Source organism: Dickeya sp. NCPPB 3274 (genome assembly GCF_000406205.1).
In the GTDB taxonomy this organism is placed as follows: Bacteria; Pseudomonadota; Gammaproteobacteria; order Enterobacterales; family Enterobacteriaceae; genus Dickeya; species Dickeya fangzhongdai.
In genome coordinates, this window is sequence record NZ_CM001979.1 from 4,810,414 (window position 1) to 4,826,314 (window position 15,901).

A 15,901-nucleotide genomic window follows, 5' to 3' on the forward strand; every position below is an offset into this window, starting at 1 on the left:
ATCATGCCCGCTTTGATGCCACCGACATCGGACCGTACTGCGCCGGATCCGCGCCATCAGCCATTATCGAATGCTGAATGAGTGGCGGTCTCTGCCTTTCAGTTCCCGATCCGGCGTCAGATAAAAACGACAGAATGCGCTGGTGTACCTGAGGGCTGCGTAAAATCCCCAGATGGCCCAGCCCGCGGGTATAGAACAGGTCGCTGCGGGCAAACGCCCGGTGGATTTCGTCCGCTACCTCCGGATGGACACGAACATCCTGCCAGTCATGGCAAATCAGCGCCGGGCAGTCGAGCGTGCGGTAGAGCGCCTCGCCGACCTGATCGGGATGAAAACCAAAGCGCTGCGCATAAATCGCTTTCATGGGCGCCGCCAGCGATGCCGACACCGAAGCGCCTGCCAGAAACCGGTCGATCATCTTGCCGAAATTGTCCGGGCTGGCCAGCAACACCAGCCGCTCCGCCGCCAGTCCCTGCGCCAGCGCCAGGCTACACACCAGGCCGCCGCTGGAATGCCCGACCACCGCACAGAACGGGCCGTAGCGCTGCCCCAGCCGGATAAGCAGGCTGGCCAGCTCATAATTGGATACCCGCTTTCCCTCGGACAGCCCGTGCGCCAGCAGATCCGGCATCACCACGCCGTATCCCTGCGCTTTTAGTGCCTCGCACAACGGCCGAAACATGATGCCGCGGCCCTCCCAGCCATGCACCAGCAAGACGTTTTTTGCCGGCGTATCCGCAGGCGGCGGCACCCAGCGAAACACATACACGTTCTGGTGCTGAAAACAGACCGTCTCCTGCCGAAAACCGGCCAGATATTCGTGGTCCATCTGCTTGTAAGAGATATAACGTGTAGTTTCAAATAGATGCAGCAGATAGCGCGCCGCCAGATGCAGCGAACAGCGCTCCAGCAACCACAAATCCGCCAGACGCAGCGCGCGGCACAGCCGGATGTAATGCGTTTCCGGCTTGATCCGCACTTTAAGCAGCAGCGACGGGCGGCGCCGGAGCTTCACCAGCACGCGGTAGTAGTTGTACTGGACGAGCGTCGCCAGCCACATCAAGGGGTAGCACAGGCTATACAGCAGCATCCCGTTCTCCCAGCGCGCTGGCCAGCAACCGGTACTCACGCAGGAACACCGCGGCGTACAGCAGGCTGAACGCCACCATCAGGCCGGCGATCGCCTGCACGTCGTTAAAGTAGCGATGCGCGGTCAGCGCGACAGCCACCATCAGCAGTTCCAGCATCAGCGTGAAAATCAGCACCCGTTTTCCCCGCTCCATCTGTTCCAGCAGCGTTTGCAACGCCGCCACCAGCGAGGTGAGGAAGAACGTCGGCAGCAACAGCAACAGCAGCGTCTGGCTGGATTGCCGGATCGCCTCATCATTGGAAAACCCGGCCAGAATACCGTCGCGCACCCAGCATACGCCGGCGGTCAACGCCAGATAGGCCAGCACGATAAGCCAGACGCCATTGTTCAGCAGGCTCGCCAGCAGCGGCGCGGCATGGGTTTTGAGGCGCTGGTTCAGCAAAATGGCGATGGCGGAACCGGTCGCCACCGCCGGAATGATGAAGAACGCCCGCAGCTTTATCACAATCAGGAACGCAGGCAAGAATCCCGCGCCCAACGCGGCCACCAGCGGAAAAATCACCATCGAACTGAGGAACACCACCAGCATGGAAAAGCCTACCGGCAACCCGGCGTTGGTCAGCAACGCCAGCAGGCGAGGCGTGAATGCCTGCGGCCGCTCATCCGGCACCGGTGTGGCGACCCGGCGCAGCGTCCGCACCGCCAACGGCAACAGCATCAGCGCCGGAACGCTGTTTGCCAGCAGCACGGCATCAAAACCAAGCCGGTAGACGTGAAAACCCAGGTAACAGCCCGCAGCGTTCAGCAGCACATAGCCGCACATCAGCGTCATGGCCGGCACGGTTCGCCCCTGTCCGCGCAGCGCCGCGTTGCACATTTCCAGCGCCAGAAACGGCGTCATCGACAACAGATAACCGGGCGCAGCGCTCTGCATCCACGCCAGATCAGGGCTATTCATCCAGCCGGATAGCGGCGATGCCAGCACCCGGCACAACAGCGCCGCCAGCGCCGTCGTCAGCACGCCGGCCCCCCCGAGCCACAGCGTACTGTGCCAGATGCGCTGTCGCGGCCAGTCATGACGGGAGCGGGCGCTGAACACCTGATTGGTGATCGCCAGACATTCCAGAATGGCGATAAACAGGAAATTGAACGGCTGCAAAAAGGAGAGCGTCAGCAGCGTCTGGCTTTCGGTACCGTTGCCCAGAATCGCAATCTGCATATTCTGAGACAGCGACACCACCACCGCCGTCACCATCATCGGCCAGGCCAACGCCATGATCTGCCGCATATCCCCGCTCGCAGCCGGGGCAGCTCTGGACATCACACGCGAGATCAGGCTCATCGTCCCTATCCTTTTCCGTATTCAGGCCGCCGTCAGACAGCTCGCCTTGCCATAGACGCTGTAGAGCATCATGGAGAAATAGGACAGGCTGTGAGTATTGCCCAGCAGGAAACCGTGTCCGCCCATCATCTTTTCCGCTTCATTGTTAAGCTGGGTGATCTGGTAGTGATCATCCTCCAGGCCGGCCAGGTCGCCCTCCTGCAAACGCTGATACTGTTGCTCCAGCAACAGCGCCGCCTTACCGGCCACGTCGGCGAAACTGGCTTTGATCAACTGATGGCGGGTAGTTTTGGTGCCAAAGCTGTTGCGGCTGGACAGATGCTGCCAGCTCATGGTCTGCATGCGGGCCAGCACCCCCAGACGAGCGGCGCACACCAGTATCGGGAAACTGGCCGGCAGCGTCAGGGTATCCGTACCGCGCACCGCATCCAGACCGAGGTGATTCAGCACCCGGTCAAACAAGCGCTGCGGCTGGTCGGCGTCAGGCAGGCTGCTGATTTCCTGAATCTGATACCCAATCGGATGAACGTATTGCGCCGCTCCCGACGACGGTTGCAGCAGACAGGCCAGCGCATCGGACAACGGCTGCTCCCGAAAAACGTCCCAGACCTGCTTGATGCGTTCAACTGACATGCCGCACCTCCTGCAACACATTGGCGTTCAGCCAGTTAATCAGGCTGCCCACGGTGGTGAAGGCATCCATGTTGATTTGGTCAGGATCGAACAGCAGCCCGTCGATGTTATCTTCAAGCGTCAGCAAAAATTGCACAAACATCACCGAGTCCAGGTCGAGGTCATGATCAAAATCCGTTTTTTCATTGATCTTGATGTCGTCATTCTCCATGACTTCGCGTAACGCCTGTTGAATAGTGATTAATAACGCAGACATGTCTGTCTCCTGTTTAGATATCAATTTGCTGTATCAGCGCGCAGGAAAGCGTGACCCCCATTCCCATCGAAAAACAAAAATAGTTCTTCGCGCGACCGGTTGTAGTTTTCATTAATGAAGAAAAATTAAATAAAACGTCTGAACAATACAGATGCCCGTAGTCAGAAACCTGCTGACTGAATAAGCGATCGCCCATATTCAGACGTTGCGCTATCTGACGTAATAACGGGAAATTAAGATTGCAGGGAACAAAATAGTCCATCTCGTCCATGTCGATACCGCTGTCCCTGACGGCATCGACAATAAAACGGCACAATTCATCCAGCAGACAACCATTCAATTCGGCTTTTTCCTGCCGGGTCATGTTGCTCGGATTATTATAAAAACGGCTTAAATGCCTGACCGCCGTAAACGTCACCCGCCACGGGCTGTTCGCCGCATTGAAGAGCGCCGCCACCGGCAGTTCTCCCTGTACGCCGACCGTGAAGCGGTTGATTTCAGGGTGAAACGCCTTCTCCCCCGTCAACAGCAGCACCGGCGTGTTCCGGCGCACCGCGCTGTGCCGCACCAGATGCAACGCCGACAGCGCGCTGGCGCAGTGATTCAGACCCAGCGTCGTGACGTCCCAGTGCCCCAACCGCTGGCGCTGCAGGATGTCATCCAGCCAGGGGCGGTCAAAGAAGGTGTTATGCGTCTGCGTTTTGGCATAGATCAGCAACCCTTCCTGCGAAGGCAGCGTCGGCCAGCTCTCAATCAGCCCCGCCACCACCGACTCCAGCATCGCCTGATGGCTGTCGGGGCGCATCGGCACCATCTTTAGCTGATACAGCTTTTCCATCATGCGGCGCTGCCCTTCCCGCAGCTGATGCGAATCCCCCAATTCTCCCAGGGGAAAACGCCGGATGCGTTCCGGCGCTTCATGATGAATGTCATTAAGGCAAAACATGCCGGTTTCCGATGAAGTTCGCACGGCTACCGTCCCCATGTCGCACAAACGCTCATGACGCTAATGCTCATGACGCTAATAGTGAAGCTATGTCGCAGCGACACCGTTCATGACCCATGATCGAACACAGTCAATCTACAGACACTTTGCCAACAAACGAGTTTTGTTTTTATCCGCAATTGCCGCCGCCTTGTTTTCAGCACGCTTTTATCTCGAAAGTGGGATTAATGCGCTAAAAAATGGGATTGCGCCGGCAAAACAGCGGAAAAATCGGTTTGATAATGGGACAACAAAGAAAAGCGCGCGGGAGACTCCCCGCGCGCGTTATGCCGACCGTCTTACCCCACCAGGCTGGAAGGCGACTGTTGGTACTGAATGACGCTCGTCAGTTCGGCGATCCCCGGCGCTTTCAACATGCCGTAGTGGTCCGCCATCAGCTCCAGCACCGTGGGCGGCAAAGCGGAGAATCCGCCGTGATTCTCGATGAACGAGTAATCGTCGCCCTGCGCCTTGATGATGGTTACCGGCGCGTTCAGTTGCCGCTGCTGTAGCTCGCTGAAGGTGTAGGAGAACTCGAAGGTTTGCGCCACAATGCGGGTGATCCGCCGTACCAGCCCGTCATCCAGCGCCGGATTGAGCCCGGTGATAAAGGCCACAAAGCTCTCTTCGTCACACACCGTTTCCAGGCAGCGCGCCAGCGCCGGGTCGGTAATACTGCCGATAAATACCGAGAACAGAATGGTCAGATAACCGGGATTATCAAAATCCGCCGTACGGCTCATGGCGGCCACCCGCTCATCGCGCAGCTTCGGCGAACCGGGCGCCAGCAGATACAGGTTGTCCACCACCTCGCCCGCCTGCTCCAGTTGCCAGGCGGTTTCGAACGCGACGCGCGCGCCGAAAGAGTAGCCCCACAGCGTATAAGGCCCGTGCGGCTGGTGCTGGCGAATCAGTTCAATGTCTCTGGCCGCCATCTCGCCGATGGTGGCATAAGGCGTCTCGCCCGGATTGATGCCATGCGCCTGAATGCCAAAGAACGGTCGCTCCGCGCCCAGTTGACGCGCCAGCAGCCGCAGATTCATGCAGTAACCGCCCAGCCCCGGCCAGCAGTAGATCGGCGCCTGACGCCCTTTGGGTTGCAACTGAACCAGACGGGATACCGGCTCCTGACGCGCGCGACTCAGCCACACCGCCAGTTTTTCAACGGTGGGCGCCTGAAACAGCACCTGCAGCGGCAGGCTGGCGTTCAGCGTCGCATTCAACTCATTGATCAGGCTGACGGCGATCAGCGAATTACCGCCCGACTCGAAGAAATTGTCGTCCACCGACACCTCCTCGCGTTTCAGTTTCGCCTGCCAGACCGCCATAATCTGATGCTCCAGCGGGTTACGGGGCGCGACGATCGTCTTGTGCTTCAGCTCGACATTAATATTCGCCAGCGCTTTCATGTCGATTTTGCCGTTTGCCGTCAGCGGCATCTCATCGAGAATCAGTACCTTGTTCGGCATCATGTAATCCGGCATGAACGTCGCCAGATCGTCACGAATCATCTCCGCCGGCCCTTTCATGTGCACGGCGTCTTCCCTCATGCCCTCGCTGTATTTCTGCTCGTCGCTGATGCGCCCGCCAATAAAGAAATAATACGGTCCGGTACGATGACCGAGAATGTGCCAGAAGCGGCGGGCGGCGGGCAGATCGTTGCCGGTTTCCGAGCTGTAGCCGGAAGACATCAGCCCGAAATTCAGCGGGTTCATCTGCAGGCGTTGCAGTTTACGCCCCACATTCACGTAGCCGGCCCAGCCTTCGGTCCGGCTGGCGATACTGATGCCAAACGACGAACGCTCATACACCGCCTGATTGATGGCGATAACATGTTTCTTATCAATGACGTCATCGGCAATGTGCTGCAAATCGCCGTGAACGTAGCGATAAGTCCCCACCGGCAGGTCGGCGATGTTCGCGCCGGCGGTCTGCACGTAAATATCCAGATCGTCATCCGCCGGCAGACGCGGCCCGCACAGCACATCGCAGGCTCCCAGATAGTCATCGTCCGGATTCATGGCCAGCGGTGCCGGGTCCAGCGCCGCCGCGTCGCACAGCATCACGCCCAAACCGTAATCCGGCAGGATGTTATCCAGCATGCCGACGATGTGCCCCATCTCCATTTGCAGCACTTCCCGAATGTTATTTTTGTAGATAGGTTCGATGGCGCTCTTCTTACCGACAAAGTGCAACCGCAGGCTACCCGGCGTCACCGAAACCTGCTCGCTGACCCGAATCAACTGGTGATGCACCGGCTGGTAGTAATAATGTCCGGCGGTCAGCCCGGCCACGTCGTTCAGTTCCAGAAAAACCTGGGTGGCGTACAGCGCGCCCGGCGAAGCGTAGGTATATTTGGGCAGCAGCCGTTCCGCGCTGGCGAACTGACCCAGATAACGCAGCCAGTGCCCCAGTTCGTCCAGCGTCAGGGCATCCGGCTGGCGGGAAATGGCCGTCAACAGCGGTTCGTGCAGCAACGAGAGGATGTCGTTACGGCTGACGGCGCCGCCGTCGTAAAACCGATAGGTTTTGCGGGCAAACGCGGTGAGGCGCTGTTTCTCATCCGGCTGTTTGCCCGGCAAATCGAGGGTATACGGCTGGCTGGCGGCCGGAAATTCCCGGCATCCTTTATTTGCCAGTTGCATCATGACCTGCGCCTTATCGGCTTTGGACTGATGATGCGAGTCGTGATTGCCCTGATCCATCAGCGCCGCTTCGCGGGCATTCAGTTCGATAAACGAAATCAGGTTCTGATAGCCGGTGAACGGGTCGTTCCTGACGATCACCGCCGCCGCTTTCACCCAGTCATGGGTTTCGATCGCCGAGCGGATCTCATCCAGCTCGACGCGATAACCGCGCAGCTTGACCTGATTGTCGGCACGACCGGCGTACTGAACCGTGCCATCGTGATTCCAGCTGGCGATATCGCCGGTCTGGTATAAGCGCTGTCCGGAGCCGGCCGGCGCAAACGGATCGATAATGAAACGCTCGGCGGTCAGGTCATCACGGTTCAGATAGCCTCTCGCCACCCCGTCGCCGCCGATGTACAGCTCCCCGGTTTGCCCGACGGCCACCGGCGTCAGACAGTTATCCAGAATGTAATAACGGGTATTCGCCACCGGCGCGCCGATGGACAGCGTATCCGGCCCCTGCTGCACGCCGGCGGGATCCACCCGGAAAGCGGAACTGTTGATGGTGCATTCGGTCGGGCCGTACAAATTAACGAGTTCGCAATCGGGCAACGTCTCCAGACACGCCTGCGCCAGGTGCTTTTGCAGCGTTTCGCCGCCGCTGAAAATCTGCCTCAGCGCCGGGCAGTCAGTCAGCCGTTCGGTATCCAGCAGCGCCTGCAGCAGCGTCGGCACGCACTGCAACGTAGTCACCTGATACTCCGCCAGCATGTCCACCAACTGCTCCGGGTTCCGATACACGCCCGGCTCGCCCATCACCACCCGGCAACCGCAGGCTGGCGACAGAATTTCCCACTGCGCCGCATCAAAGCTCATCGGCGTTTTCTGCAGAATCACCGTCTCGTCATTCAGCCCAAAAGTTTGCGCCAGCCAGTTCACCTGATTCAGCACGCTATGATGTTCAATCATCACGCCTTTCGGCTTGCCGGTGGCTGCCGGAGGTATAAATCACATAGGCCAGATGATGCGGTGCGATATCGTTCGCCGGCGCGTCGGGCAGAGGGTGCGCGTGCTGACGCATAAACGCATCGACATCGTCCGGCGTCACCACCTGAATTCCCGGCGGCGACAGCGCCAGCAGCCGTTCGCGCAAATGAGGCTGGGTAACGATGATACGGGTTTGGCTGTTCTCCAGCATATATGCCAGCCGATCTTCCGGGTACTCCGGCGACAACGGCAGATAGGCGTTGCCGGACAGCAAGATCCCCCAGGCGCCGGTCATTAGTTCCAGCGATGGTTCGACAAACAATCCCACGCAGCGCTCGCGCTCGGTCTCCAGCGCATTCAGGTAGTGCGCCAGCGCGCCCGCCTGCCGGTAGAGTTGCCGGTAACTCAGCGATCGATCGCGGAACACCACTGCGGTCTGTTCCGGATGGTATTGCGCCCGGTTTTTCAGCCTTGCGGCGACAGTCGTTTCTCCATCCCACGCCCGTTCGGTCTGGTTAAAAACGTGCAGCACGCGTTGGCGCTCGGCGTCGTCAATCAACCCGATATCACGCAGCGTTTCCGCCCCGGTTTTCGCCGCGAACGTCGTTATCTGATGCCATACCTCAGGCAGTTTTTGCATCTGCGTCGCGCAGAAACGAGCCGGATTAAACCGCAGCGTCAGCACAAACGCCTCTTCGCGGCTGGCGACATGGCATGTCAGCGCCCGAACCGGCTCGTTTTCCACTGGCGGCTGCCAGGATATTTCCAGGTCAAAGATATCGTGGAGCACATGTTGCGTACCCAGCTTCAGCACGCTGACGCCCACGTCATTTTTCTGACGAATAGCGTCCGGCGTCATCCAGGTTATTATTTCGCGGGTAAAACCGGCAATCGGCGTAGTGCTATTGAGCCTAATATTCAGCGGGAGAATATGTTGACGAATATATTCTTCATCTTTCCAGCAGCCTATTTCCTGTGGATGCAAATGAAAACCGACGATCATTTCTTCATTCTGGGTAATACGCGATACCGCCAGCGTCAGAGAGGAAAAAAGATAACGAGTCAGGGAGATGTCGTCATGATCAGGTAATAATCCTTTATTTAAAACTAATACCGGGTAATTGAATGCGTGATTCGAGATGTTATCCATTACAATCCTCGTGCATAAATCAATAAAAATAAATCGAACTGTTTTATTTCAGGATAAAGCGCCGTGCATAGGATTTGGCCCCAGACTCCAGTCTTCGGGCCAAATCCATTTTCGGGACAATAAAATGACTAAGAAAACTCAGGTATACCCGTCATACTTCAAGTTGCAGGTACGTTGGCTGCCCTCGCTCACCCCAGTCACTTACTTATGTAAGCTCCTGGGGATTCACTCGGTTGCCGTCTTCCCGCAACTCGAATTATTGAGGGTATAGAATCAACAATAAGATACCGGGGAAGAAGACAGTTTTAATAGTGCGTGGGCAGCCCCGACTACCTCGCTAAATGTATCAACGATCACCTGCGGTTCCGCCGCCTTAAGCTGGTCGGTGTTATGAATCCCCCAGGTGACGCCAATGGCGGCCATGCCGGCCTGTTTCGCCATCAGTAAATCATGCGTGGTGTCGCCCACCATCGCGGTGGTCGCCGCATTAGCGCCCAAACGGGACATCGCCAGCAGCCCCATTTCGGGATGCGGTTTGGGATGCGCCACCATGTCCGCCCCCAGCACCAGATCGAAGTACGACCACAATCCGGCCGCTTCCAGCAGCGCCTTCGCACTGGCGAATACCTTGCTGGTAGCGACCGCCAGCGTATACCCTTGCCCTTTAAGCAGCGCTAGCCCCTCCACCACGCCGGGAAAGACCAGCCCCGGCGCCTGCGGCAGCACCTGCTCACGGAAAACGGCCTGATACTGCCTGATAGCGGCGGCTACCCTTTCATCCTCGACCGGCAGCGCCAGAATCTGACCAAAGGCTTTTTCCAGCGGTAAACCGATAGTGGCGCGAATGGCGCGACGGTCCTCAAATGGCATCCCCAGATCGCGCAATGCCGTGACAAATGCACTGACAATGCCGCTCGGCGTATCGACCAGCGTGCCGTCCAGATCAAAAATCACAAGTGGCTTCATGAGACATATCCTTATGCCTGGTTTTGCTGCCGTAGGTAGTCGGTATGGGCGCGGGCCAGTTTGCCAGCCAGCGCGGCGGTGCTGATCAGCACCGACATATTGGCCTTGACCGTCCGCCCTTGCGTGGCTTTGGCGACGGCGCGCATCAGATACGGCGTGGCGCCCGGCCCGCGAATACCTTCACGTTCCGCCTGAACGGCGGCCTCACGGATAATCGACTCCACTTCATCGGTGTCGATGGCGTCGTCTTCGTGAATCGGATGGGTAATCAGCACCGAGCTCTGGTTACCCAGCTTCCAGTGCATCTCGATGGAACGGGCAATGACCGTGGCGTCATCCAGCCGATGGGGGCTGTGAAAACCGCTGGAACGGCAGTAAAAAGCGGGAAAATCGTCAGATTGATAGGAAATGATGGGGACGCACTGGGTTTCCAGATATTCAAGCGTCAAACCAAGGTCGAGAATACTCTTGGCGCCGGCGCACACCACCGCGACCCGGGAGCGGGTGAACTGGATCAGGTCGGCGGAAATATCCATCGACCGCTCGGCGCCGCGGTGCACGCCGCCGATGCCCGCCGATGCAAAGAAAGGAATGCCGGCCAGGTCCGCCGCCACCAGCGACGAAGCCACGGTGGTCGCCCCCATGCCGCCTTGCGCCAGAATCACCGGAATATCGCGGCTGCTGGCTTTCGGAATGCCCTTGGTCGAACCAAACCGTTCAATATCGGCATCCGACATGCCAATCAGAAATCGGCCGTTTTCGATACCGATCGTCGCAGGAATCGCCCCTTCGGCACGCACAGCGGCCTCAATCTTTCCGGCCGTAGCCACATTCTCAGGATAAGGCAGGCCGTGGGCGATCACGGTCGACTCCAGCGCCACCACCGGCTTACCGGTATGCAGCGCCTCCTTTACCTCATCGCTAAACCACAGTAACTCATGCGAAAAATCCGTTTTAGACATAATATTCTCTCATCCTGGGCGATTATGTCAGGTTATACCCGTCATACTTCAAGTGGCAGGTGCGTTGGCTGCGTTACTCGAATTATTTTGGGTATATCTCCAAACGATGTCGTTCCCGCAGACGCAGGTATGAATCACGTCTGGTATCAATGACATAGTAATCATTGGCTTCACGATATCATCGATAATAATACATCCTGAATTATTATCGATTCATACTAAGCTCCAGTGGCTTATTTTCACCGGCTGGCGCATAACCTCTTCATTAAATTAAAAAACGCTTTTCCTGTCTGCAAGATATTAACTATTAATCTGATAACCTGAATTTATTAGGCAATATGTATATTACTTTAATATTTCATGTTCAAGATTATTTTGTGATATGCAACACAAAAATATTATTTATTTGACAACACAGTCAGATTGCTCCAACTGCTTCACTTTTTTTCTTCTGCTAAATAACGAAATTTCCTGCACGATAATAATCGCCGAGAAAATGAATACCACTCCGACCAATTGTGCTCCGGAAAGCCCTTGTTGAAGAAATAAAAATCCCAGTAGCAGCGCGACCAACGGGCTGAGAAAACCCAGCATCGACATAATCACCGGCGAATTAGCCTCAAGACCGGAGAACCACATGAAATACGCCAGTAAAGAACCGGGAATCGCCAGATAAAAATAACCGGCAAGATTGGTCAGCGTCACCACATCCGGCAACGGCTCCGTCAGCATCTGTACCGGCAGAATCACCAGCCCGCCGCAAAATAACTGCCAGCCGGTAAACGTCAGCATCGTCATTCCAGCCGGACGACCCCACTTTTTAGTGAGCACCAGACCGGACGCCATACTCACCGTCGCCAACGCCGACGCTATCAGCCCGGCGGGGTTCAGCGGCGCTTTCGGCAGCGAAATCAGCAACGCGATGCCGATGCCGCCGGCCACGGCCGCCGCCATCTGCTTTTTCAGCACCGGCTGCGTCAACAACAGGAAAGACAGCAGGATTACGATCAGCGGCTGAAGCGACCCCACCAGTGCCACCACGCCGCCAGGCAGGCGATAGGCGGCAAAAAACAGCATCACAAAGAACACGCCGATATTGAGTGCGCCCAGTACAAACAAGCGCCACAGCCAGCCGACCGGCGGCAGGGTTTTACCGAAAATGAGAATAATACCCGCCGGCAATGCCCGGATCAGGGCAGCCAATAGCGGTTTGTCGGCAGGCAGAAATTGGGTGGTGACAAAGTAGGTGGTTCCCCAGACACAGGGGGCGTAAAAAGCGAAATCTTTTAATTTCACGAATGAACCTTCCTCAAACTGTTCCTGTCAAAAAGCAGAGGTCTATTACCGACCTCCACTCAGCCTGAGGCGTACCGCCTCCCTGGCCGTACAGAAGGCGCACATCCATGTGCAGTTCTCCTGACTTACTCACTGTTTCGATCTTCCCGTATCTTGACGCATCACATCCTGTGACACCGATAAACAACACCGTATATTACGATTTCGTAATATACGCATACGTAATTAGTATGTCAATAACATCTGACATTGAATATTTCTTTCCAGAATATTACAGTAGAGTTGATCGCGTAATGGTATTGACCTATGCCTTAATAAAAAGGAATGGTTTTTTATATTAATCAAGGATATCTAGTTAATGGCACGCTACCTGGAAGTATCAGATATTGTTCAACAATGGCGCAATGAGCGCCCCGACCTCGATGTCGAGCCCATGCTGGTGATTGGCACCCTGTCCCGTGTCAGCCTGCTGATTGACCGCGCTCTGGACAAAGTATTCAGCAAGTACAAACTGAGCGCCCGCGAGTTCGACATTCTGGCGACCCTGCGCAGACGAGGCGCGCCTTATGCCATCAGCCCGTCTCAGATCGTCAACGCGCTGATGATCAACAACAGCACCCTGACCAGTCGGCTGGACCGGCTGGAGCAGGCCGGCTGGCTGCGACGGATGCCGATTGAGGGCGACCGCCGTTCAGTCAACATCCAACTGACCGACGAAGGTTTCGCTCTGATCAATCGGGTGGTGGAAGAGCATGTGGAAAATGAACGCGACATTCTCTCCCCGTTCAGTGAAGAAGAAAAAACGCAGTTGCGCGCCCTGCTGGGGCGGGTTGAAAAACACTTGGTAAACAACCGCTAATGATCGGGTGACATCGCGGTCTGATGGCTGACGGCCGCGGATCGCAGGCACTAAAAAAGGGCATCCAGACGGATGCCCTTTTGTCGTTACATTCAGGCCGCCATTATTTCGCGGACTTGTCCTGCAGCGACGGACTGGCAACCTGCGGCAGACCTGCGTTGCCGGAAGAAATCAGGCCGCTTTCCACGTAGTTGAACAGCTTCTCGCGGGTGTCGGTGATATCCAGATTACGCATCGTCAGCTGACCGATACGGTCATCCGGCGAGAACACGGATTCGCCTTTTTCCATCGTCAGGCGTTCCGGTTTGTAGGTCAGGTTGTCCGACACGGTGTTCAGGATCGAATAGTCGTTGCCGCGACGCAGTTCAAGCGTCACTTCGCCGGTGATCTCGCTGGCGACCCAACGCTGCAGAGCATCACGCAGCATCAGCGCCTGCGGGTCAAACCAACGGCCCTGATACAACAGGCGGCCCAGTTGGCGGCCATGAGCGTGGTACTGCTCGATGGTGTCTTCGTTATGAATGCCGGTCACCAGACGTTCGTAGGCGATGTGCAACAGCGCCATCCCCGGCGCTTCATAGATGCCGCGGCTTTTCGCTTCGATGATACGGTTTTCGATCTGGTCGCTCATGCCGAGACCGTGGCGACCACCGATGCGATTGGCTTCCAGCAACAGTTCCACGTCATCGGAGAACGTCTGGCCGTTCAGCGCCACCGGATGGCCGCGCTCGAAACGCACGGTCACTTCTTCCGCCGGAATGCGCACGTTTTCGTCCCAGAACTTCACGCCCATGATCGGATTAACGATTTTCACGCTGGAGTTCAGGAATTCCAGATCCTTCGCTTCGTGGGTCGCGCCCAGCATGTTGGAGTCGGTGGAGTAGGCTTTTTCCGCCGACATTTTGTAGTCGAAGCCCGACTTCGTCATGAACTCGGACATCTCCTGACGGCCACCCAGTTCGTCGATGAAATCGGTGTCCAGCCAGGGTTTGTAGATTTTCAGTTCGGCATTGGTCAACAGGCCATAGCGATAGAAACGCTCGATGTCGTTGCCTTTGTAGGTGCTGCCGTCGCCCCAGATATTAACGCCGTCTTCTTTCATCGCCGCCACCAGCATGGTGCCGGTCACCGCACGACCCAGCGGCGTGGTGTTGAAGTAAGTCATACCGCCGGTGGTGTTGTGGAACGCGCCGCACTGAATCGCGGCGATACCTTCCGCCACCAGCTGTTTACGGCAATCGATCAGACGGGCATTCTCGGCGCCGTACTCTTTGGCGCGACGCGGAATGGCGTCGTAGTCGTCTTCATCCGGCTGACCCAGGTTCGCGGTATAGGCATACGGCACCGCGCCTTTCTGACGCATCCACAACAAGGCGGCGCTGGTGTCCAGACCACCGGAGAAAGCAATCCCAATCCGCTGGCCCACCGGAAGATGTTTCAAAATCGTCGTCATAACTATTAATCCCTGCTTGATTTCGATGGCGTTAAGCTTAGCAGCCCTGCCGCCGGGTTACGCAATGTCTGGTCATGCATTGAGACGCGCACGACACGGCGCCATCAGAATCGACTGCGATGAACAACCGCGCATCAATGCATATTTATGCAAAATTTATGATTGATAATTTAAACATCTTTTCCGGCGGACCGGAAGAGAGGAGGCGGATTTTCAGGAAAAAAATTCGCGACGACGGCCCAAGCCTCCAAAGAAAAGCCAAAAAGCCGCCATTTTTCACGCAGCCGGCACGGCGGCTTTATGGAGAACGACGCGGCTATAGCGGCAAACGCGCCCAGCCATGAAGCAGCATATACACACCCACCACCGCGATCAGCAGGCTGGAAAAATAGGGCGCCCGGCGCGCCAGCGTGGCGAATCCCGGCCAGCGGCGGCTGGCCTGCTGTACGCTCAGCGCCGCGCCGACCCCGACAGCCACCAGCGTCAACGCCAGCCCGATGCTGAAACACACCACCAGCGCCGCCCCCAGCGTAAAAGCCTTCACCTGAATACACAACAGCAACACCGTGATGGCGGCAGGGCAGGGAATCAGCCCGCCGGTCAGGCCAAACAGCAAAATCTGCCCGTTGGTGGCTGCCCGGTTGGCGAAACGCAGGCGTATCTCGTTAGCATGCGCCCGCTCATGTGCGTCCTGATACTCACCATGATGATACTCACCATGAGCCTGCTCGTGGTGATGCGGATGCTCGGCATGATGGTGAGCGTGATTACGATCATGGTGGTCATGGTGGTCATGGTGGTCATGGTGGTCATGGTCGTGATGGTCGTGATGGTCGTGATGGTCGTGATCGTGGTGATGCTCATGACTATGCTGATGTTGCACCCATGCCCGCTCGTCGCGCCAGGTGCGCCAGAACATCCAGGTGGCGGTTCCCAGAATGATGATGCCGGAAATAAACTGCAGCCAGGGCTCGGTGGATTCGGCGGTAAATTGTTGGCTCAGGTACATGCCGCCCAGCGCGATCAGCCAAACCACGGCGGTATGGGACAACGTGGCGGCCACTCCCAGCATCACCGCCTGCTTCACCGTTCCGCGAATCGCCACGATAAACGCCGCCATCATGGTCTTGGAATGCCCCGGCTCCAGGCCGTGCAACGCGCCCAACAACACCGCGCTGGGAATAAACAGCCAGGCGTTAGCCACGCCCTGCTGCAAAAGTAAGGAAAAATCCGTCATAGTTAGCGTCCGAATCAGGTGGTCGGTAGGCCGGCCTGGAATTGAAATGATGAAA

The 15,901-nt window shown here is 57.0% G+C and carries 14 protein-coding genes; 2 read left to right on the plus strand and 12 right to left on the minus strand.

Annotated features, from left to right (window positions below; translation table 11 throughout):
• Position 1: 1 nt before the first annotated feature.
• The 10 genes from DXX3274_RS21515 to DXX3274_RS21555 form a co-directional block, all read right to left on the minus strand.
• On the minus strand, positions 2 to 1,090 hold the full coding sequence (locus DXX3274_RS21515; RefSeq protein WP_042861598.1) for an alpha/beta fold hydrolase: 1,089 nt from the start codon (positions 1,088 to 1,090) through the stop codon (positions 2 to 4).
• Positions 1,077 to 2,432 (minus strand): MATE family efflux transporter, encoded by a 1,356-nt coding sequence (locus DXX3274_RS21520; protein WP_042861600.1) that lies wholly within the window; start codon positions 2,430 to 2,432, stop codon positions 1,077 to 1,079. The genes DXX3274_RS21515 and DXX3274_RS21520 overlap by 14 nt, the downstream gene beginning before the upstream one ends.
• A gap of 21 nt (positions 2,433 to 2,453) precedes the next feature.
• The gene (locus DXX3274_RS21525; RefSeq protein WP_038663674.1) at positions 2,454 to 3,065 is read right to left on the minus strand and encodes a VfmB protein; all 612 of its coding nucleotides are present in this window, start codon (positions 3,063 to 3,065) and stop codon (positions 2,454 to 2,456) included.
• Positions 3,055 to 3,321: an acyl carrier protein gene (locus tag DXX3274_RS21530; protein WP_193747049.1), complete on the minus strand. Its 267-nt coding sequence runs from the start codon at positions 3,319 to 3,321 to the stop codon at positions 3,055 to 3,057. The genes DXX3274_RS21525 and DXX3274_RS21530 overlap by 11 nt, the downstream gene beginning before the upstream one ends.
• 13 nt (positions 3,322 to 3,334) lie before the next feature.
• Positions 3,335 to 4,291 (minus strand): 3-oxoacyl-[acyl-carrier-protein] synthase III C-terminal domain-containing protein, encoded by a 957-nt coding sequence (locus DXX3274_RS21535; protein WP_238556070.1) that lies wholly within the window; start codon positions 4,289 to 4,291, stop codon positions 3,335 to 3,337.
• A 314-nt stretch (positions 4,292 to 4,605) separates the two neighbouring features.
• A complete protein-coding gene (locus DXX3274_RS24440; RefSeq protein ID WP_256379566.1) occupies positions 4,606 to 7,905 on the minus strand; it encodes an AMP-binding protein in 3,300 nt (1,099 codons plus the stop codon).
• The gene (locus tag DXX3274_RS24445) at positions 7,898 to 9,073 is read right to left on the minus strand and encodes an AMP-binding protein (protein WP_256379567.1); all 1,176 of its coding nucleotides are present in this window, start codon (positions 9,071 to 9,073) and stop codon (positions 7,898 to 7,900) included. The genes DXX3274_RS24440 and DXX3274_RS24445 overlap by 8 nt, the downstream gene beginning before the upstream one ends.
• 273 nt (positions 9,074 to 9,346) lie before the next feature.
• Positions 9,347 to 10,039 (minus strand): HAD family hydrolase, encoded by a 693-nt coding sequence (locus tag DXX3274_RS21545; protein ID WP_042861601.1) that lies wholly within the window; start codon positions 10,037 to 10,039, stop codon positions 9,347 to 9,349.
• An 11-nt stretch (positions 10,040 to 10,050) separates the two neighbouring features.
• Positions 10,051 to 11,001: a pseudouridine-5'-phosphate glycosidase gene (locus DXX3274_RS21550; RefSeq protein WP_042861602.1), complete on the minus strand. Its 951-nt coding sequence runs from the start codon at positions 10,999 to 11,001 to the stop codon at positions 10,051 to 10,053.
• Between the two features lie 402 nt (positions 11,002 to 11,403).
• Positions 11,404 to 12,297, minus strand: coding sequence for a carboxylate/amino acid/amine transporter (locus DXX3274_RS21555; protein WP_042861603.1), 894 nt, complete (start codon positions 12,295 to 12,297; stop codon positions 11,404 to 11,406).
• Between the two features lie 358 nt (positions 12,298 to 12,655).
• On the opposite strand from DXX3274_RS21555, the gene DXX3274_RS21560 reads away from it, so the two are divergent.
• Entirely contained in the window at positions 12,656 to 13,156 is a 501-nt protein-coding gene (locus tag DXX3274_RS21560) for a MarR family winged helix-turn-helix transcriptional regulator (RefSeq protein WP_038663695.1), read from the plus strand.
• Between the two features lie 103 nt (positions 13,157 to 13,259).
• On the opposite strand, the gene argG is transcribed toward DXX3274_RS21560, so the two are convergent.
• The gene (gene argG, locus DXX3274_RS21565) at positions 13,260 to 14,609 is read right to left on the minus strand and encodes an argininosuccinate synthase (RefSeq protein WP_042861604.1); all 1,350 of its coding nucleotides are present in this window, start codon (positions 14,607 to 14,609) and stop codon (positions 13,260 to 13,262) included.
• A gap of 119 nt (positions 14,610 to 14,728) precedes the next feature.
• Here argG and DXX3274_RS23855 point away from each other — a divergent pair, with 119 nt between their 5' ends.
• A complete protein-coding gene (locus tag DXX3274_RS23855) occupies positions 14,729 to 14,953 on the plus strand; it encodes a hypothetical protein (RefSeq protein WP_152495291.1) in 225 nt (74 codons plus the stop codon).
• Here DXX3274_RS23855 and DXX3274_RS21570 read toward each other — a convergent pair.
• On the minus strand, positions 14,926 to 15,846 hold the full coding sequence (locus tag DXX3274_RS21570; RefSeq protein WP_042861605.1) for a nickel/cobalt efflux protein RcnA: 921 nt from the start codon (positions 15,844 to 15,846) through the stop codon (positions 14,926 to 14,928). The two genes, DXX3274_RS23855 and DXX3274_RS21570, sit on opposite strands and share 28 nt — an antisense overlap.
• Positions 15,847 to 15,901 lie beyond the last annotated feature (55 nt).

Excerpts from the sequence above, each read along its gene's own strand:
- DXX3274_RS21570 (WP_042861605.1), bottom strand. The coding sequence starts at position 15,846 with ATGACGGATTTTTCCTTACTTTTGCAGCAGGGCGTGGCTAACGCCTGG.
- DXX3274_RS21515 (WP_042861598.1), bottom strand. The coding sequence starts at position 1,090 with ATGCTGCTGTATAGCCTGTGCTACCCCTTGATGTGGCTGGCGACGCTC.
- DXX3274_RS21530 (WP_193747049.1), bottom strand. The coding sequence starts at position 3,321 with ATGTCTGCGTTATTAATCACTATTCAACAGGCGTTACGCGAAGTCATG.
- DXX3274_RS23855 (WP_152495291.1), top strand. The coding sequence starts at position 14,729 with ATGAACAACCGCGCATCAATGCATATTTATGCAAAATTTATGATTGAT.
- DXX3274_RS21520 (WP_042861600.1), bottom strand. The coding sequence starts at position 2,432 with ATGAGCCTGATCTCGCGTGTGATGTCCAGAGCTGCCCCGGCTGCGAGC.
- DXX3274_RS21545 (WP_042861601.1), bottom strand. The coding sequence starts at position 10,039 with ATGAAGCCACTTGTGATTTTTGATCTGGACGGCACGCTGGTCGATACG.
- argG (WP_042861604.1), bottom strand. The coding sequence starts at position 14,609 with ATGACGACGATTTTGAAACATCTTCCGGTGGGCCAGCGGATTGGGATT.
- DXX3274_RS24445 (WP_256379567.1), bottom strand. The coding sequence starts at position 9,073 with ATGGATAACATCTCGAATCACGCATTCAATTACCCGGTATTAGTTTTA.
- DXX3274_RS21550 (WP_042861602.1), bottom strand. The coding sequence starts at position 11,001 with ATGTCTAAAACGGATTTTTCGCATGAGTTACTGTGGTTTAGCGATGAG.
- DXX3274_RS21525 (WP_038663674.1), bottom strand. The coding sequence starts at position 3,065 with ATGTCAGTTGAACGCATCAAGCAGGTCTGGGACGTTTTTCGGGAGCAG.
- DXX3274_RS24440 (WP_256379566.1), bottom strand. The coding sequence starts at position 7,905 with ATGATTGAACATCATAGCGTGCTGAATCAGGTGAACTGGCTGGCGCAA.
- DXX3274_RS21560 (WP_038663695.1), top strand. The coding sequence starts at position 12,656 with ATGGCACGCTACCTGGAAGTATCAGATATTGTTCAACAATGGCGCAAT.